We start from the raw sequence: 17,610 nt of genomic DNA, 5'->3' as shown, positions 1-17,610 counted from the left end.
CAAAGCCGCCACCGGGCTTTATTTCAAAGATCCCCGAACGTCCCCAAACGATACCCTCGCTCGGCAATCGCGTATTTCAACGACGGCGACGTCAGGACATCCAGCTCCGCCAGGCGCGGCCAGCAGTAGGCGCTTTTATGCACGGTTTTATCGACAAAGGCAGGATGCGCCATGACCTCCAGCGACCGTTCCCCTCGCGCGGCGGAATCATCCAGCACCGTCAGGAACAGCGCGTCGCTGATCTCTTCTCCGTAAAATGCGCTGCTGAATCCCTCAGTGGTGGTGACAGCGCAGTCCGGCAATCCGCGCACCTCCCGATCCACGCGCATCGCGACGCCGTTGCGCTTTGCGAAATCAGCGACAATCGGGAAAATCGCCGGGATCATATGCACGTGGTGATGGCTATCGATGTGCGTCGGCGCCCTACCAAACACATCAACAAAGCGGTTGAACTGACTCTCCAGCTCGCGGGCAATCTCTTCGAGCGGCAGAGCACCCTGCTCCGCCAGTTCCCAAATCCATTTGCCCAGCTGGCCGTCGCGCGTCAGGCCCGGCATTGGAGAAAGCGGCATCCCGAGCGTCAATACAAAATGCATGCCGACGCCCAGCTCAGGCACCTCGCGGCTCAGCTGCGCCGCGTGTTCAACCGCCTCACCATTAACCAGCGCCGTGGTAGAGGTCACCACACCCCGGCGACAGGCTTCAATAATGCCGTAGTTCTGGCCTTTCGAGAGGCCAAAATCATCAGCATTAACGATCAGCAGGTTTTCCATTGTGCGTCCTCTTATTGCTGTTTGAACTTCAGCTTCTCGATCGTAGCGGCAAAGTTTGGCAACCATTTCTCATGCGCCAGGATCATCTCGCTGGCCAACTGTTCCGCGTCGCGGTCGGAATGCACCAGCGGGCTAAGGTTCAACGCCAGCAGCACGTCATTGAGTTCGCCGCTTAGCGCCGCATTGCTTGCTGCCACTTCAAAGCCTTTGATGGTATGAATCAGGCCCATGACCTTGTCATCGAAGTGGGTGATACGAGGATGCGGTTTAGCCCCCTCGCGCCCCAGGATGCAGGTCATTTCAACGGCCCAGTCAGCCGGGATATTGTCGATATGGCCGTGGTGCGGCACATTGACATAGTGCTCCGCCTGCTTGTCGTTGTAGATGGCGTTAATCACCTCGCACGCCGCATCGGAGTAGTAGGCCCCGCCGCGCTGCTCCAGCTCTTTCGGTTTGACGTTCAGGTTCGGATCTTTATACAAATCGAACAGCTGCTTCTCGACTTTCTGAACGATCTGCGCGCGCGCGCCGCCCTTATAGTACTCTCCCATTTCGATGGCCAGCATCTCTTTCTGCTTGAAGTAGTAAAGCAGGTACGAGCACGGCAGCAGGTTCAGCGAGCGGATCAACCCTTCGCTGAACGGCAGGTCAAAGATGTTTTTCACCGATGCCGCCGTCAGGCGACCGGAAGCCACGCCGTCGAGCAGTTCGGCAAACCGTGATTTACCGTTCACGATCACGTCTTTAATGAATACCATGTGGTTCAGGCCGAACAGGTCGATGGAGAGATCGTCGCTGTCGGTCAGCGCCAGCACGTCGCGGATAAACATCTTCATGCCGATCGGAATGTTACAGACGCCGATAAAACGTTTGAAGTTCGTATGCCGATAGACCGCCTCGGTCACCATCCCGGCCGGGTTGGTGAAGTTAATCACCCACGCGTTCGGGCAGATCTCCTGCACGTCTTTGACGATGTCGAAAATCACCGGGATGGTACGCAGGCCTTTGAACAGACCGCCCGCGCCGTTGGTCTCCTGCCCGAGATAGCCGTGGCTCAGCGGGATACGTTCGTCCAGCTCGCGCGCCTTCAGCTGGCCCACGCGCAGCTGGGTGGTGACGAAATCCGCATCTTTCAGCGCCAGACGGCGATCGAGGGTTTTATGCACGGTCAGAGGCACGCCCGCTTTCTCCACCATGCGCTGGCACAGGTCGAAAATAATATTCAGCTTTTCCTGACCTTCCTCAACGTCAACCAGCCATAATTCGCTGACAGGTAATTCATGATAACGTTTCAGAAAACCTTCAAGTAATTCCGGGGTATAGCTGCTGCCGCCACCAATGGTTACGACTTTTAATTTCTTCTGCATAATATCTCCCTTAGCGTATCAGGTTAATCGCCTGCAAGGTATAGCGTACTCTTCCCGCTATTTGGGCAAGCCATTAAAGCAATATTTGTGGCGGGTAATCCGCCGAAAGTTAATTAATTACCGTTAAATTCTTCCGGTAACTGTTCGGTGTGAATGAAGTCAATTTTTTAAAGGTCTTAATAAATAGGCTTGGACTACTGTATCCTGACTCGTAAGCAATATCGGTGACAGAGTAGTTGGTAATTTCCAGCTGTTTCTTTGCAAAATTAATGCGGATTTCATTAATAATTTGCACGGGTGTTTTACGATAATAGCGCTGCGTCGCGCGGGTCAGATATTCCTGGGATTTCCCCGACAGTGACACCATATTTTCCAGCGCATTTTCGCTGAACTGGCCTTTATCATGCATCAGCTCAACGGTGCTGCGCAGCCACTGTGGAATATCATCCGTCACCTGCTGCTCCTCACGATGATGGCGCAGCCGGTTCATCACGTAGAAGGTCACCGTTTCAATAAACTCATCAAATTCATTGTCGCGGAAGTTAAGCGAGGCGATAACCGTTTCAATCCAGGTCATAAACTCGTTTTTGACCCGATAGACCTGGGAGGCCACAAAGCAGAACGGCACCAGCGGCAGATAGTGCTTCTCAAAGAAGCGTCTGCTGACGCCCACGTTCAGAATACGGGTGGCACCAAATTCGTAAAAGCTCTGGTGATAAGACCCCATCGGCAGGAAGACAAAATCCCCTCGCTCAAGCAGGACGCGCTTACCGTTGATCTCCTGGTAGTAGCGGCCGGTCAGAACAATCGTGAACTCGTAGTAGTCATGCTGGTGCAGACCGCTGGCGCTCTCCGTCTTGTTGTAGATAACCACGTGAAAATTTTTGCCATTAAACAGCTGCTGTTCAAGTGCGGTTTTAATTTCCATCGTGCTGACCTCCTGCTGCGAAATCCGACTCAGTGCATTTTCTCGTGAAGCTCGATGAGCTCCGCCACCAGCTCACGCGCCAGCATCGAGGTCATCAGGTGATCCTGCGCGTGGACCAGCACCAGGCTGACCTTCATCTTCCCTTCACCCTGATCGCCTTCAATCAGCTTTGTCTGCACCAGGTGCGCTTCGTTGAGCGCCGTGCGGGACTGGTCCATCATGGTTTTCGCCGCGGCGAAATCCCCCTGCTTGGCCTGCTTCAGTGCGGCATAGGCCAGGCTGCGGGCCTGTCCGGAGTTGATGATAAGCCCCATCACCACTTCTTCGAGATCGTTCTCGACGGCTTCGTCTGCGACAATACTATCCAAATCTAACATGTTTAAGCTCCTTGTGGCTGGCGCGGGCTTCCCCGCGCCGGTCAATCTTAGAATTTCAGTGAGAGGGCAATATCCTCTTCGCTCTCTTCTTCATCAATAATGGTGGCGGCTTTGTTGGCAATCGCCACGAACGGCATGTACAGCAGGGTGGCAATCCCGAGGTTGAATATCGCCAGCAGGAAGGCTGCGACGCTGCCGTTGGTGTTGAAGAAGGCGCCCAGACCCGCCGGCATGGTCCACGGTGCAATGTTGGTGACCGGTGGAATGATGCCCATGTAATACGCCGTCAGGGTGATCGCGGCCAGCAGCGGCTGAATCAGGATGAACGGAATGAACATTACCGGGTTCATGATGATTGGCAGACCGAACAGAATCGGTTCGTTAATCTGGAAAATGCCTGATGGCAGCGCCAGCTTCGCGACCTGACGGTAGTCAGCACGACGAGAGACAATAAAGACCGCGATGATCAGACCCAAGGTCGCCCCGGTACCGCCCAGGAAGATATAGGAGTCAAGCATCGGCTTCGCCCACACATGGAAGGTTTTACCCGCTGCCAGCGCCGCGTCAACGGAGCCGTACTGCTGGTAAAGCGCAACGTTTTCCAGTGCCCAGGGGGTCATAATCCCGCTGTCCAGCGCGGCCAGTGCCAGTGAACCATGCACGCCAAAGAACCACAGCAGAGAAGTGAAAATCACATACGCCCAACCGACCACGCCACCCATCGACGCCAGCGGCGTAGAGATAGAGTCCATGATGATCTGGTGGAAGTTAGTGCCCCAGTGGGAGAGCGCCCAGGCGATAATCCCCATGATGGAGAGAATAATGAAGCCTGGAATCAACGCGGAAAATGAACGAGAAACGGAAGCCGGTACGCTATCCGGCAGGCGGATAACCCAGTTGCGACGGATAATAAAGGTGAACATTTCTGCCACCACCAGGCCGATAACAATACCGGAGATGATGTTGGCCCCGCCCAGCCAGTTGGCGCCAACGGCGTAGGCTTCACCCACGCTGTAAGGCGTTACGGTCATAAAGGCGGCGACGGATAATAACCCGGCAGCCAGCGGATCCACTTTACGCTCTTCTGCCAGTGCCATCCCAATAAAGAAAGGCGCCATCAGCGACATAATCCCTAACGTACCGTTATAGACGTTGCCGCCAATGGCTTTAAAACCATTAAGGGTTTCAATAGTGGATGCGTCTAACCGAATTCCTAATGAATAAAAGAAGGAACCTTCACCAAAGCTCAGAAAAACGTTGTTAATTAAAACGAACATGGCCCCAGCCAGCGTTAACGGCATTAATTTAATAAAGCCGTTTTTGATGGCATTAACGTGAGGCTGCTTTCCTATTTTAACAGCAAAAGGAAGGAGTACCTTTTCAAGTGAAGCGATGACTTTACTCATAGGAAAATACCCTTAAATGCCGTAACGCATGTTACGGCGTATTGTGTGTGAAATAACTCTTTGACGGGAAAAATAAAAATTAATTAGCAGCTTTTTTAATGGCTGCCACAGCAGCTTTAAGAACACCTAAACCATCAATTTTGCCGTAAAGCCCCGAATCGATCACTTCGACCGGTTTATTGGGTAACAGTCGTTGAATTTCGGGCAACATATAGGCAATTTGCGGCCCCAGTAAAACAACATCGGCTGTCTGGCCTTTTTCGCCCGCCAGCGTCTCTGGAAACGCTTCAATCACCACAGGGACTTCATACTTTTCAGCCTGCGCACGCATCTTTGACACCAGAAGCGACGTTGACATGCCCGCTGAGCAGAACAGGTAGATATGTTTCTTTTCCATCGTGATTTCCCTCTTATATAACTACCTGCCATCGCGTTATCACTCGACTCGCTGTCCCGGCAGACAGGTAGCTTGCGTACTGTTGTTTATCGTTGGAGTGAGTATACGCAATGGTACAGACAGGGGATAATTCTGGATAGACTCAAATTGTCTCTCATTGACCTGGCTTGTTGACTCCCTTCACATTTCGGGCAAATAATTCGCGCAAAGAAATAAGATTTTCTGATGCATAAAAAAACCGGCCCATGGGCCGGTTTGTTAACATCCTCAGGCAAGCAGGGTTACTGCGCCTTAGGTGCCTGCGGATCGGTGTCGTATTCAGCACAGGTCTGATAGCCGGAGTTGATCACATGACCGGTATCATCCAGGGCGACGAAGTAGGTTTCTGCCTTACCATCACGTTGACCCAGGATATAGGTCTGGCAGGTCCCTTTCGCATGAATCATGGTCACTTCAGAAGAAGGTTTACCGGCAATCGCAGCTACCTGCGAACGGGTCATGCCTTTTTTAACGTCTTTTACTACGGGCTGCGTAAACTGATCCTTGGTGCGATCGTAAGCCGTACACCCTGCCAGCATAGTCAGTACCGCCGCTGCGCTAAGAATTCCTGCTACGTTCTTGTTCATATTCCGTCCTCTTGTTTATCAGCGTGTTATCTAAGCATGGGATAAAAAGTACTATTGTTCAACTTTGTGGATTACGCCAGACGAATTTCGGAAAATTCTAATAAAACAACGATAACCTGCTAAATCGGCGCAAATTAGCGCACTCGAAACTGTGATCCTTGTCGTTTCTCGCCCAAAGGGTTAGTTTTAACAGCTAACACATTCTGTTTATGTACTGCATATGGAGGGCGTGATGGCTCTGCAACAAGAGATTATTCAGGCACTGGGCGCGAAGCCTACGGTAGATGCACATGAAGAGATCCGCCGCAGCGTGGATTTTTTAAAATCGTACTTAAAAAAGAACGCGTTCCTGAAATCCCTGGTGCTGGGCATCAGCGGCGGCCAGGACTCTACCCTGACCGGTAAACTCTGCCAGATGGCGATTTCAGAGCTTCGCGAAGAGACGGGCGATGAGAAACTGCAGTTTATCGCGGTGCGTCTTCCTTATGGCGTACAGGCGGACGAGCAAGATTGCCAGGATGCCATTGCCTTCATTCAGCCTGACCGCGTGCTGACCGTTAATATTAAGGGCTCGGTGCTGGCAAGCGAGCAGGCGCTTCGCGAAGCGGGCATTGAGCTGAGCGATTTTGTTCGCGGCAACGAGAAAGCCCGCGAACGCATGAAAGCGCAGTACAGCATCGCCGGGATGACCAAAGGCGTTGTCGTCGGCACCGACCACGCGGCAGAAGCGATCACCGGTTTCTTCACCAAATACGGCGACGGCGGCACCGATATTAACCCTATCTTCCGTCTTAACAAGCGTCAGGGTAAGCAGCTGCTGGCCGCGCTGGGCTGTCCTGAGCATCTGTATAAGAAAGCGCCGACAGCGGACCTTGAAGACGATCGCCCTTCCCTGCCGGATGAAGCGGCCCTTGGCGTCACCTATGACAACATTGATGATTATCTGGAAGGCAAAAAGCTGGATGAAGGTACCGCGAAAATCATCGAAGGCTGGTATCTGAAAACCGAGCACAAGCGCCATACGCCAATTACGGTGTTTGACGACTTCTGGAAAAAATAAAGCAAAGCGGTAACCAGGTTACCGCTTTTAATGTTTGCGCCCTCTCCCGTGGGAGAGGGTTGGGGTGAGGGCATCAGGCCGCACGTCCTGGCCGGGTAAGGCGTAGCCGCCACCCGGCTCTTTTTTAACCACCACACTCCTGCTACACTGTATACCTGAACAGTATATGGAGCAGTATGTGAGCAGGCGTCAATCCGCCCCGCGTCTTGAGTTTGAAGCGGCGGCTATCTACGAATATCCCGAACACCTTCGCCCCTGGCTTGAGGCGCTGCCTAAACAGCCGGGCGTGTACATCTTTCACGGTGAAAGCGACACCCTGCCGCTCTATATCGGCAAGAGCGTTAACATTCGCAGCCGGGTGTTATCCCATCTGCGTACGCCGGACGAGGCCGCCATGCTGCGCCAGTCGCGACGCATTACCTGGTTCCAGACGGCGGGAGAAATGGGCGCGCTGCTGCTGGAGGCGCGGTTGATCAAAGAACAACAGCCGTTGTTCAATAAGCGCCTGCGCCGCAACCGTCAGCTCTGCTCGCTGCAGATAAACGATGGCAAGCCGCAGGTCGTCTACGCGCGCGACGTCGATTTTTCTCATGCCCCGAATCTCTATGGGCTGTTCGCCAATAAACGCGCCGCGCTCCAGGCGCTGCAGACGCTGGCGGACGATTTACAGCTTTGCTACAGCCTTTTAGGTCTGGAGGCAACTACCCGCGGACGCGCCTGTTTTCGATCCGCGCTGAAGCGCTGCGCCGGTGCCTGCTGCGGGAAAGAGAGCGTTGAGGCGCATCACGCCCGGCTTCTCACCGGTCTGGCGGCCATCAGCGTAAACTGCTGGCCCTGGGAGAGCGCCGTTGCGCTAAAAGAAGTGGGCGAGGCCATGACCCAGTATCACATCGTCAATAACTGGCTCTGGCTGGGCGCTGTCGACGACCTCAACGACGCGGCAACCCTGCTGCGCACGCCCGCCGGATTTGACCACGATGGCTACAAAATTCTCTGTAAACCGGTCCTGGCAGGAAAGTTTGAGATCATTGTGCTCAATGACCCGGCAGCCACGTGATTTCGCTGAACAATAAGGTACCCTGAGCCTCCAGCAGACGCAGCGTATGGGTACCCTCCTCCCAGCTGGCACCCTGATCGGCCGTCAGCAATTTATCGCCCAGCTGCCACGCCCCGCTTAGCACGAACACCACGCCCCCGCGTGAGCCAAAGGTGGTAAAGGTTCGGTCAGCAACGCGCACCTTCGCCCGGCAGCAGTCGCGCCGGGTCATGATATTAAAGTCCATCGCCATCCGCCCATCTGAAAGCAGCGCTTTCACCGGCAAATCGCCGGCAAAACTGTAGGGCTGATGATGCTTGAGGGTATGGGAGAACGCCTGACCCGCGTCCAGCGTCACCTCTCCCCCTTCCAGCAAGGTAATCACCCGGTCAACACCGGGAAACGAGGAGAATTCGCCGTTGCTGGCAATCGTCGCGATACTGGCGCGCCAGTGAAAATCGCGCGTCGCGGGAGGGAAGCAGCAAATCTCACGCGTTTCGCCAGCACCATTGCGCCAGAGGCTGACCGGCATCTTACGGATATCAAAGAACTCCATCACCACTCCTGAATGGCACAACCCGTGCCAGGGCAAGGATATCGCTATCGTTGCTGTCTTGTTTGTTATCGTTGGGTATTCACAGAAACAGTATCGGCAGCAGAGCGGGCAGGCCTTAGCGGAACGTTAATAAAAATTCTAACGCCATGACTCTGCAAACATTCTCTGAAGCGACTACAGGAGGATACCGCGCTGGCGGCGGCAGGCAAGAGGGCAGGAAAGAAAAACCGCCGGTCCTGTCCACAGCGGTTGCGCTTTTGTGGACAGGATCCCGGCGGTCTTAAGAGTGTGAACCGATTATTCGGTTGGTGCTGGCATTTTACCTTCCATCGCCGGACGTTCTGTCAGACGCTTCTCAAAATTCGCATTAAATTGTTTTTTCTGTTCCGGGGTCAGAATGTTGTAGATCTTGTTCTGGGTTTCCATGTGAGCCAGCATGCGGGCTTTGTGCTGCTCGGCCATTTTGTCGATCTGCGCTTCGGCTTTCGCCTTATCGAAGCTGTCGCTGGCGATGATGTCATGCATCGCACGGCGCTCTTCAAGCGGAGGACGTTTCATCTGGTCGCGTTCACCTTTTCTGATGTCGCGGATCTGCTGCTTCTGCGCATCCGTCAGGTTGAGATCCTTAAACATCATCATCTCGTTGTGCATACCCGGACCTTTATGATGCATCATCATTTTGCCTTCAGCAGGCGCGGCAGTCGTAGTGGTCGCAGTATCTGCGGCGAACGCCATGCTGGTAGCGCCCAGAGCCAGGGTAGAAGCAACAAACAGTGCAGTAAACTTACGCATAATTTATTTCCTTTCTTTCAGTTATTCTTCGGCGCTATGCCGTGTTGACGAGATTAACTTTACGGGGTTTATCGTCAATTAGTCAGAGCAACGGTAAAACAATGAAAGTGTAAAAAACAAATTTTCGCCAAATGTGGAGGAAATAAGGATAAAGCGTGGAGAGTTGCAACAAAAAATGTTCAATTCGATGATTTTAAAGAGATTTAGCAAAAGTATAGCGAAGTGCAGATCAATAATAAAGCAATTCACCAGGAATATTCTGCAAAATAAGCGCAAGCGCTTTAATCGTTAAGAAAAGTTTTTTACCCCCCCTCCCGGATGATGAGAGGGGAGAGGTTCAGGATATTTTTTCCAGCATCAGCCCGGCCCGCAGGCCAAACGCGACGGTGGGGTTAGGGAACAAGACATACTCGGTGGTGTTCTGCACCTCGTAACGTTCCTCGCCATCCTCTGCCAGCAGCGCCCCTTTGCGGAACGGGGTGAAGTTCAGGGTGTGCGCGGCCATGTGGAGCTGGAAAGCATCGCTGCGGCGCGTGATCTGCTGTACGACCCGATACCGCTCAACGGGCTCATGCGCGTGCTCGGGAGCCGTTCCTCCCAGCAGCGCCCGAAGGGCGAGATGCGTAGGCGCAAAGCGGGTCAGATCGTTCTGGCCGAACGGTAGCGCTTTTCCCAGCTCCAGCGTGCAGGCCAGCGCAGCGAAACGTTCACAGGTGAAATGGGTAAAGGTTCCGCCCGGCGACTGATGAAATACCAGCGCCTCCAGCCCGGCGTCACCTAGCCAGCTCAGGAACGCTTCATCCCACGGCTGACTGCGCTGCGGCAGAACGCCGAAGCGTACGTGGTAAGACGCGCGGATTGCCGTGTGCAGATCCAGATGCCAGCGCGCCGGCCCCGCGGCGGCAAAAAACGCGGTCACGACGTTCTCCAGCCACTCTGCCCGCGCCGTTTCATCGCTCTGCGGAAACTGCGACCAGCGGCCGCCGAACATGCGGTTAATGTCGCTCACCAGATACCGTTTGTTTTGCGCCAGCGCAGGGGGATTGCCGAGCACCACCAGCACGCGGCACTTTAGTTCGATCTCATTGCGATACAGCGCACGCAGCAGCAGATCAACAATCTCAACGGGCGCGGTTTCATTCCCGTGGATACCCGTTGAAAGCAGCAGCGAGAGATCGCTTTTTACGGTCGGCGTCAGCTCAAGCACCCCGCGCCCCAGCCACCGCCAGCGAAATGAGGGGCCGTCCCCCTCTTTCTGTTCCGGCGTCTCATCGGCCAGGGTCAGCGCCAGTAAATTTTCCATATCCACTCCTTTAGCGCTGGAACGGGTAAACCGATCCCAGCTGCAGGATTGTCGATAACGCGTCCAGCGCCTCGCGTCCTTCACGCAGAAGCTGCGGGTCAACCAGATCCGCCTGCGTCAGACGATCGCGATAGTAGCGATCGACCCAGTCATTCAGCCGCGTAAAGAGCGTATCGTTCATCATGACCGCGGGGTTCACCGCCTGCATTTCGTCCTGAGTCAAGACCACGCGCAGACGTAAACAGGCTGGCCCGCCGCCGTTGGCCATGCTTTCGCGCAGGTCAAACACGCGCAGTTCGTCAATCGGGTTATCGGCCTTCACCAGCTCCGTCAGGTAGCGCCACACGCCTTTGTGATCCCGTGATTCCTGCGGCAGGACCAGCATCATGCTGCCATCGTCACGGCTCAGCAGCTGGCTGTTGAACAGATAGGTTTCAACCGCGTCCTGCACGCTCACCGCCTCCGTTGGCACCTGGATTGGCGTGAAGCCGCGCACGCGCTCATGCAGCGTGGCGAGCAGCTTCTCCTGATGGGCAAACGCCTGCTCGTGGCAGAACAGCACCTGGCGGTTAGAAACGGCAATCACGTCGTTATGGAACACGCCCTGGTCAATCACATGCGGGTTTTGCTGGGCAAAAACCACCTGGGAAGGATTGACCTGGTTCAGGCGAGCAACCGCCTGGCTGGCCGCCAGCGTCTGACGAGCAGGATAACGGGTTGGCGCGGCGTGGCCCCCCTCTTCTCGCCCGTAGATAAACAGCTGCAGGCCCGGGTCGCCATAGTCGCCTCCCAGGCGGTTATGGTTGGCCGCGCCTTCGTCGCCAAACATCGCCACCTGCGGCAGAGCCTGATGCACCTCAAAATGGGCGTCATGGTTGAAAATGGCGCGCAGCACACGCTCGGTGGTTTCCGCTTCTGTGGCGCGGTGGAATTTATTGTTCAGGTTCGCCACCGCCAGATGAACTTTGCCATCCAGCGTGTCGGCTGACGGCGCGACGGTCGCGGCGTTTGCCACCCACATAGAGGAGGCGGAGCTTGCCGCGGAGAGCAGGTGCGGCGTCTGCGTACCCGCTTTTTCGACGACCTGCTCATCGGTACCGCTAAAGCCGAGCTGACGAAGGACAGCCACGTTCGGGCGTTCCTGCGGCGGGATCACCGCCTGCGGGAAACCGGCATCCGCCAGCGCCTTCATCTTCAGCAGCCCCTGCTTCGCCGCCAGCTTCGGGTTGGAGACCTGAAAACGGTGCTTCGTCGAGGCTTCATTACCAAAAGAGAGACCGGCATAGTGGTGCGTCAGCCCCACCAGCCCGTCAAAGTTAACCTCACGCGCTTTCATGACGATCCCCTCCGGTAAAATCCAGCCCCGGATTAAGCGTCTCCGGCAGCGTCAGCGCCGGGGTTTCCAGGCTCGCCATCGGCCACGCGCAGTAATCGGCGGCATACCACGCGCTGGCGCGATGGTTGCCCGACGCGCCTACACCACCGAACGGCGCGGTGCTCGCGGCCCCGGTCAGCGGTTTATTCCAGTTCACAATCCCGGCGCGCGCTTCCAGCAGCAGTTGTTCAAACTTCTCGCGATGCGGTGAAATCAGACCGCTCGACAGGCCGTAGCGGGTGTTGTTCGCCATCGCAATGGCCGCATCGAAATCGTCGTAACGCCAGACGCACAGCAGCGGGCCAAAGACCTCTTCATCCGGCACGTTGCTTGCGCCGCTCATCTCTACAATGCCCGGCGTCAGCAGCGAGGTACCCGGCTGAACCGGCTTCGGCTCCAGCAGGGTTTTCGCGCCGCGCGCGACGTGGTCCTGCCAGGCCTTAAGCACGTTCAGCGCGGCCTGTTCGGAAATCAGCCCGCCGATAAACGGCTGCGGGTCGGCATCCCATGCGGCAGGCACCAGACGCGCGCTCACTTCAACCAGACGTTTCAGGAAGGCATCCCCCTGTGCGCCCCGCTTCACCAGCAGGCGGCGGGAGCAGGTACAGCGCTGTCCGGCGGTAATAAAGGCGGACTGAATCGTCAGGTGCACCGCGGCGTCGATATCATCAGGGTCTTCCACAATCAGCGGGTTGTTGCCGCCCATCTCCAGCGCCAGGATTTTCTCCGGCTGCCCTGCCAGCTGGCGGTGCAGCTGATAGCCCGTACCGGCGCTGCCGGTAAACAGCAGACCGTCGATATCGCTCAGCGCGCTCAGCGCCTGACCGGTTTCCCGCCCGCCCTGCACCAGGTTCAGCACGCCCGGCGGCAGGCCGGCCTGTTCCCAGAGTTTGACCACCGCCTCGCCGGTGAGTGGCGTGAGCTCGCTCGGTTTGAAGATGACGGTATTGCCCGCCAGCAGCGCAGGCACAATATGGCCATTCGGCAGGTGTCCCGGGAAGTTATACGGGCCAAACACTGCCAGCACGCCGTGCGGACGGTGACGCAGCGTGGCCGCGCCATCCGGCATGTCGGTGTGCTGTTCGCCGGTGCGGGTGTGGTACGCCTTCACCGAAATGGCGATTTTGTTGATCATCGCCGTCACTTCGGTTGTCGCTTCCCAGCGAGGTTTACTGGTTTCAGACGCGATGATGCGCGTCAGTTCGGCCTTGTTTGCCTCCAGCAGCCCGGCAAACTTTTCAACAATTTCCTGGCGCACGGCGAAAGGCTGTTTTGCCCACGCCGGAAAGGCGCGGCGCGCGGCCTGGCAGGCTTGTTCTACCTGCGCGGCGCTGGCGTCATGCCCCTTCCAGAGCACCTCTTTTCCAACCGGATTGCTCTTTACACGCTCTTCGCCTTCGCCCGTGACCCAGTCACCGTTAATCCATAATGTCATGCTGTTTTCTCCTCAGGGCAGAGACGCACCAGGCGAACCGTATCGCCGGCGTTACATTTCAGGGCATCCAGTTCTGCAGCCGTCAGCACCAGACGTTCACATTTCGGGTTGGTACGCACCAGCATGGCGCGGAAGTTGGCGTAATTTTCATTCGACACCAGACAGGCGGGCCAGTCACCCGGCGCGGGCTGACCTTCAGAGACCTCAACCAGACGGCTTTTACGGATCGCACGCACGCGATCGATATCGCACTCAAGCGTTGGGCCGCCGTCAAAGATGTCGACATAGTTCCGGTAGCGGAACCCCTCTTTCTCCAGCACCGCGCGGGCAGGCGCGGTCTGCGGATGGACTTCGCCAATCACCGCCTGCGCTTCCGGACTGAGGAAATGGGTATAGATAGGATGCTTCGGCATCAGTTCGGCGATAAAGGCTTTCTGGCCGGTGCCGCAGAGATAGTCCGCCCGGCTGAACTCCATCGAGAAGAAGCGCTCGCCCAGGCTCTCCCAGAACGGCGAGTAGCCGGTGTCGTCGATCACGCCGCGCATCTCAGCAACCACTTTTTCGTTAAAGCGATCGCGGAAGGCGGCCATAAACATAAAGCGCGATTTGGAGAGCAGATAGCCGTTGCCCTCTTTGCGCCACGCCGGGTCGAGGAACAGCGTGCACAGCTCGCTGGCGCCCGTGTGGTCATTGCAGAGAAACAGCGTGGGCAGCGCGTTATAAACGTTCAGCTCTTTCGAGGCGTGAACCATGGTGCCGACGCGGTAGTTGTACCACGGGTCGTTAAGCCCGACGGCCACTTCAATGGCGCAGATCCCGGCCACGGTCCCCGTGTCGGTGTCTTCCAGCACGAACACATACCCCTGTTCGCTTTTTGGCAACGTCCCCTGCCAGGTTTGCAGGGCGCGCTCAATGCGCGCCGACAGCGTTTTTTCATCGGCAGGAAGCGAGGTCAGCCCGCCTCCCGTCTTACCGGCAAGCTGAATGAGCCCGGCGAGATCGCCGCGCTCAACGGGACGGATGACCATCATGATGACACCCCGGATTTCACTTTTTCACACGCCAGCGCAAAACGGTCCAGACCGTTTTGCACCTCTTCCTCGCTGACGATCAGCGCGGGCGCAAAACGCACCACGTTGGCACCGGCAATCAGCACCATCACGCCCACTTTTGCCGCTTCCTGTGAAATAAGTTTAGCTTTTCCGGCAAACTCGGCGGTGAGCTCGCAGCCGATTAACAGCCCCAGGCCGCGAATTTCTTTAAACAGCCCCGTTTTGCCGTTGATGGCATTCAGGCGCTCGACAAACCAGTCGTGACGCTGCTTAACGCCTTTCAGCACCTCAGGCGTGTTAATGATGTCGAGAACCTGCCCGGCAACGGCGGTGGCCAGCGGGTTGCCGCCGTAGGTGGTGCCATGGGTGCCCACGGTCATCACGCTGGCGAATTTATTGGTGGTCAGCGTCGCGCCAATCGGGAAGCCGCCGCCGAGCGCTTTGGCGGTCGAAAGCACGTCCGGCGTCACGCCGTAGTGCATATAGGCATACAGCTCGCCGGTGCGGCCCACGCCGGTCTGGACTTCGTCGAAAATCAGGACCGCGTTGTGGCGATCGCACAGCTCGCGCAGCCCCTGCAGGAAGGCTTTTTGCGCCGGAAGCACGCCGCCCTCGCCCTGCATCGGCTCGACGATCACCGCGCAGGTGGTGTCGTTAATCAGCTCGCTGGCGGACTGCAGATCGTTATAGATACCGTGGCGAATATCCGGCGGCAGCGGGGCAAAATCCTGCGAGTAGGAAGGCTGGCCGCCCGCGCTGACGGTAAAGAGCGTGCGCCCGTGGAAGGCGTTTTTAAACGCCACGATGCCGCTCTTGTGGGCACCAAATTTATCGTGCGCATATTTGCGCGCCAGCTTCAGTGCCGCTTCGTTGGCTTCCGCCCCCGAGTTACAGAAAAAGACCTTTTCGGCAAACGTCGCGTCGATCAGTTTTTTGGCCAGGCGCAGCGCGGGCTCGTTGGTAAAGCCGTTGCCGGTATGCCAGAACTTCGCCGCCTGGTCATTCAGCGCCTGACGCAGCGCAGGGTGCGCATGCCCCAGCGCGTTGACCGCAATCCCACCTGCAAAGTCGATATACTCTTTACCCTGCTGATCCCACAGGCGCGAGCCTTCCCCACGAACCGGAATAAAAGCCGCCGGAGCGTAAACCGGCATCATCCATTCATCGAAATTTTCACGCGTAATTGACAGAGACATAGCGACCTCATCCGGTAAATAAAAAGTTATTTGAATGTTAAATAATTGAGTGTTTGCACTGTGAATGTAGATTGCAGCCTTCGTGCCAGCCAGCGATAAAATTGCATAAACGGGTTGAGGTAACAGAATATCAATAAGTTACAATATGGAGTTATTCACTTTTAGTGCATAAAAAGTGAATATTTTTACGACAAGCGGCGCTTTGCCGCATGAAAATCAGAAAGAGTATGCACAGGCCAAATATAATTCTGGAATTGTGATCGCTCGCGAAATTTATCGGTCATTTACGCCCTGTTTGAGGGCGATGCGCGTCAGAATGGTGCAAATATTGCACCACCGGCATTATCTGTCGCAGTTATTGGCCGAACCCGGTAACAGTTGACGCAAATTCTGCTACCATCCATGCACTATTCACCTTGCACTGGCAGCGACTATGAAATTTGTCTCTTTTAATATCAACGGCCTGCGCGCCCGCCCTCATCAGCTTGAAGCTATCGTTGAACAACATCAGCCAGATGTGATCGGTCTGCAGGAGACCAAGGTTCACGACGACATGTTCCCCCTCGAAGAGGTGGCTAAGCTCGGCTACAACGTCTTCTATCATGGGCAGAAAGGCCATTACGGCGTTGCGCTGTTGACCAAAGAGACGCCAGTTTCAGTCCGCCGCGGGTTTCCCGGCGATGACGAAGAAGCACAGCGCCGCATCATCATGGCGGAACTGCCTTCCCCGCTGGGGAACATCACCGTGATTAATGGTTACTTTCCCCAGGGCGAGAGCCGCGACCATCCGACCAAATTCCCGGCTAAAGCCAAGTTTTATCAGGATCTGCAGGACTATCTGACCACCGAACTGAACAAAGACAATCCGGTGCTGATCATGGGTGATGTGAATATCAGCCCGACCGATCTGGATATTGGCATCGGTGAAGACAGCCGCAAACGCTGGCTGCGTACCGGCAAATGCTCCTTCCTGCCGGAAGAGCGCGAGTGGATGCAGCGCCTGCTGGACTGGGGGCTGGTGGATACCTTCCGTACCGCCAACCCGGACACGCAGGATCGCTTCTCGTGGTTTGACTACCGCTCAAAAGGCTTTGACGACAACCGCGGCCTGCGTATCGACCTGCTGCTCGCCAGTTCGCCGCTGGCAGAGCGCTGCATCGAAACCGGGATCGACTACGAGATCCGCAGCATGGAAAAACCGTCTGACCACGCGCCGGTGTGGGCTAAATTCAAGCTGTAATGACGCGTGAACATTCGAAAACTCGCTTTCCTGTGCGCCCTTCTGGGCGCATTTATTCTGACGTTTGTCATACTTCCCCCAGGCACACTCTCCCTGGACGGGATTAAAACCCACCAGCAGGCACTCATCTCCCATGTTGACCACGCGCCGCTGCGAAGCGCGCTGATCTTTTTTGCCCTCTACGTGGCGGTCTCCGCCCTGTCGATCCCCGGTGCGGCTATCCTCACCCTGCTGGGCGGAGCGTTATTTCCCCTGTGGGAAGGCACCCTTCTGGTCTCGTTTGCCTCCACGCTCGGGGCGACGCTTGCGATGCTCGCCAGCCGTTATCTGCTGCGCGAATGGGTCCAGCGGCGGTTTGCTCAGCAGATGAAAACGGTGAACACCGGTATGGCGCATGACGGCGCGGGCTATCTTTTTGCCCTGCGCCTGATGCCGCTGTTCCCGTTTTTCCTGGTGAATTTGCTGATGGGGCTGACCCGCATTGGCGTATATCGCTACTGGTGGGTCAGCCAGGTCGCCATGCTGCCCGCGACGGTGGTCTTTCTAAACGCCGGACGCGAGCTGGGGAAAGTGGCGTCGCTGCGCGATATTTTGTCGCCGGGCATGCTAATCGCCTTTACACTACTGGGGTTATTGCCGCTGGCGACGCGCCGGCTGTTTTCCCGTTATCTCCCGTCTGTTAAAAAGTGAG

General features: G+C 56.2%; 18 protein-coding genes. 4 read left to right on the top strand and 14 right to left on the bottom strand.

Going from position 1 to position 17,610, the window contains the following annotated elements:
- Positions 1-23 precede the first annotated feature (23 nt).
- The 7 genes from chbG to osmE form a co-directional block, all read right to left on the bottom strand.
- Complete coding sequence (chbG, locus tag SPG90_RS04840; RefSeq protein WP_126303168.1) at positions 24-773, bottom strand: chitin disaccharide deacetylase; 750 nt, start codon at positions 771-773, stop codon at positions 24-26.
- Between the two features lie 11 nt (positions 774-784).
- Entirely contained in the window at positions 785-2,140 is a 1,356-nt protein-coding gene (locus SPG90_RS04835; RefSeq protein ID WP_248162123.1) for a 6-phospho-beta-glucosidase, read from the bottom strand.
- Positions 2,141-2,249: 109 nt separating this feature from the next.
- The gene (gene chbR, locus SPG90_RS04830; protein ID WP_071789366.1) at positions 2,250-3,092 is read right to left on the bottom strand and encodes a transcriptional regulator ChbR; all 843 of its coding nucleotides are present in this window, start codon (positions 3,090-3,092) and stop codon (positions 2,250-2,252) included.
- Positions 3,093-3,097: 5 nt separating this feature from the next.
- Complete coding sequence (gene chbA / locus SPG90_RS04825) at positions 3,098-3,445, bottom strand: PTS N,N'-diacetylchitobiose transporter subunit IIA (protein ID WP_023311284.1); 348 nt, start codon at positions 3,443-3,445, stop codon at positions 3,098-3,100.
- 47 nt (positions 3,446-3,492) lie between these two features.
- Positions 3,493-4,851, bottom strand: a complete 1,359-nt coding sequence (gene chbC, locus SPG90_RS04820; protein WP_023311283.1) for a PTS N,N'-diacetylchitobiose transporter subunit IIC — start codon at positions 4,849-4,851, stop codon at positions 3,493-3,495.
- Between the two features lie 79 nt (positions 4,852-4,930).
- Positions 4,931-5,248 carry a PTS N,N'-diacetylchitobiose transporter subunit IIB gene (gene chbB, locus SPG90_RS04815; protein WP_008500676.1) on the bottom strand — a complete coding sequence of 106 codons (318 nt, stop codon included), beginning with the start codon at positions 5,246-5,248 and terminating at the stop codon, positions 4,931-4,933.
- 281 nt (positions 5,249-5,529) lie between these two features.
- Positions 5,530-5,874: an osmotically-inducible lipoprotein OsmE gene (osmE, locus tag SPG90_RS04810; protein ID WP_010430142.1), complete on the bottom strand. Its 345-nt coding sequence runs from the start codon at positions 5,872-5,874 to the stop codon at positions 5,530-5,532.
- 232 nt (positions 5,875-6,106) lie between these two features.
- Here osmE and nadE point away from each other — a divergent pair, with 232 nt between their 5' ends.
- Positions 6,107-6,934 (top strand): ammonia-dependent NAD(+) synthetase, encoded by an 828-nt coding sequence (gene nadE, locus SPG90_RS04805; RefSeq protein WP_023311282.1) that lies wholly within the window; start codon positions 6,107-6,109, stop codon positions 6,932-6,934.
- A 178-nt stretch (positions 6,935-7,112) separates the two neighbouring features.
- A complete protein-coding gene (cho, locus tag SPG90_RS04800; RefSeq protein WP_023311281.1) occupies positions 7,113-7,991 on the top strand; it encodes an excinuclease Cho in 879 nt (292 codons plus the stop codon).
- Here the strand turns inward: cho and ves are convergent.
- The 7 genes from ves to SPG90_RS04765 form a co-directional block, all read right to left on the bottom strand.
- Entirely contained in the window at positions 7,969-8,526 is a 558-nt protein-coding gene (gene ves, locus SPG90_RS04795) for an environmental stress-induced protein Ves (RefSeq protein ID WP_023311280.1), read from the bottom strand. The two genes, cho and ves, sit on opposite strands and share 23 nt — an antisense overlap.
- Before the next feature lie 297 nt (positions 8,527-8,823).
- On the bottom strand, positions 8,824-9,318 hold the full coding sequence (gene spy / locus SPG90_RS04790; RefSeq protein WP_023311279.1) for an ATP-independent periplasmic protein-refolding chaperone Spy: 495 nt from the start codon (positions 9,316-9,318) through the stop codon (positions 8,824-8,826).
- A gap of 337 nt (positions 9,319-9,655) precedes the next feature.
- Positions 9,656-10,621: a succinylglutamate desuccinylase gene (gene astE, locus SPG90_RS04785; protein WP_045401509.1), complete on the bottom strand. Its 966-nt coding sequence runs from the start codon at positions 10,619-10,621 to the stop codon at positions 9,656-9,658.
- 10 nt (positions 10,622-10,631) lie between these two features.
- Entirely contained in the window at positions 10,632-11,957 is a 1,326-nt protein-coding gene (gene astB, locus SPG90_RS04780; protein WP_045353676.1) for an N-succinylarginine dihydrolase, read from the bottom strand.
- The gene (astD, locus tag SPG90_RS04775) at positions 11,944-13,431 is read right to left on the bottom strand and encodes a succinylglutamate-semialdehyde dehydrogenase (RefSeq protein ID WP_126303165.1); all 1,488 of its coding nucleotides are present in this window, start codon (positions 13,429-13,431) and stop codon (positions 11,944-11,946) included. The genes astB and astD overlap by 14 nt, the downstream gene beginning before the upstream one ends.
- On the bottom strand, positions 13,428-14,462 hold the full coding sequence (gene astA, locus SPG90_RS04770; protein WP_045401518.1) for an arginine N-succinyltransferase: 1,035 nt from the start codon (positions 14,460-14,462) through the stop codon (positions 13,428-13,430). The genes astD and astA overlap by 4 nt, the downstream gene beginning before the upstream one ends.
- The gene (locus SPG90_RS04765; protein WP_126303164.1) at positions 14,459-15,679 is read right to left on the bottom strand and encodes an aspartate aminotransferase family protein; all 1,221 of its coding nucleotides are present in this window, start codon (positions 15,677-15,679) and stop codon (positions 14,459-14,461) included. The genes astA and SPG90_RS04765 overlap by 4 nt, the downstream gene beginning before the upstream one ends.
- Before the next feature lie 433 nt (positions 15,680-16,112).
- On the opposite strand from SPG90_RS04765, the gene xthA reads away from it, so the two are divergent.
- On the top strand, positions 16,113-16,919 hold the full coding sequence (gene xthA, locus SPG90_RS04760) for an exodeoxyribonuclease III (RefSeq protein WP_045401521.1): 807 nt from the start codon (positions 16,113-16,115) through the stop codon (positions 16,917-16,919).
- Between the two features lie 6 nt (positions 16,920-16,925).
- Positions 16,926-17,609: a TVP38/TMEM64 family protein gene (locus tag SPG90_RS04755; protein ID WP_126303163.1), complete on the top strand. Its 684-nt coding sequence runs from the start codon at positions 16,926-16,928 to the stop codon at positions 17,607-17,609.
- Position 17,610 lies beyond the last annotated feature (1 nt).

The sequence above is a fragment of the Enterobacter sp. D2 genome, from assembly GCF_034427575.1.
Classification (GTDB): domain Bacteria; phylum Pseudomonadota; class Gammaproteobacteria; order Enterobacterales; family Enterobacteriaceae; genus Enterobacter; species Enterobacter cloacae_M.
Note: the sequence above shows the minus strand (reverse complement) of the source record. Positions and strands in the feature narration are given on the sequence as shown.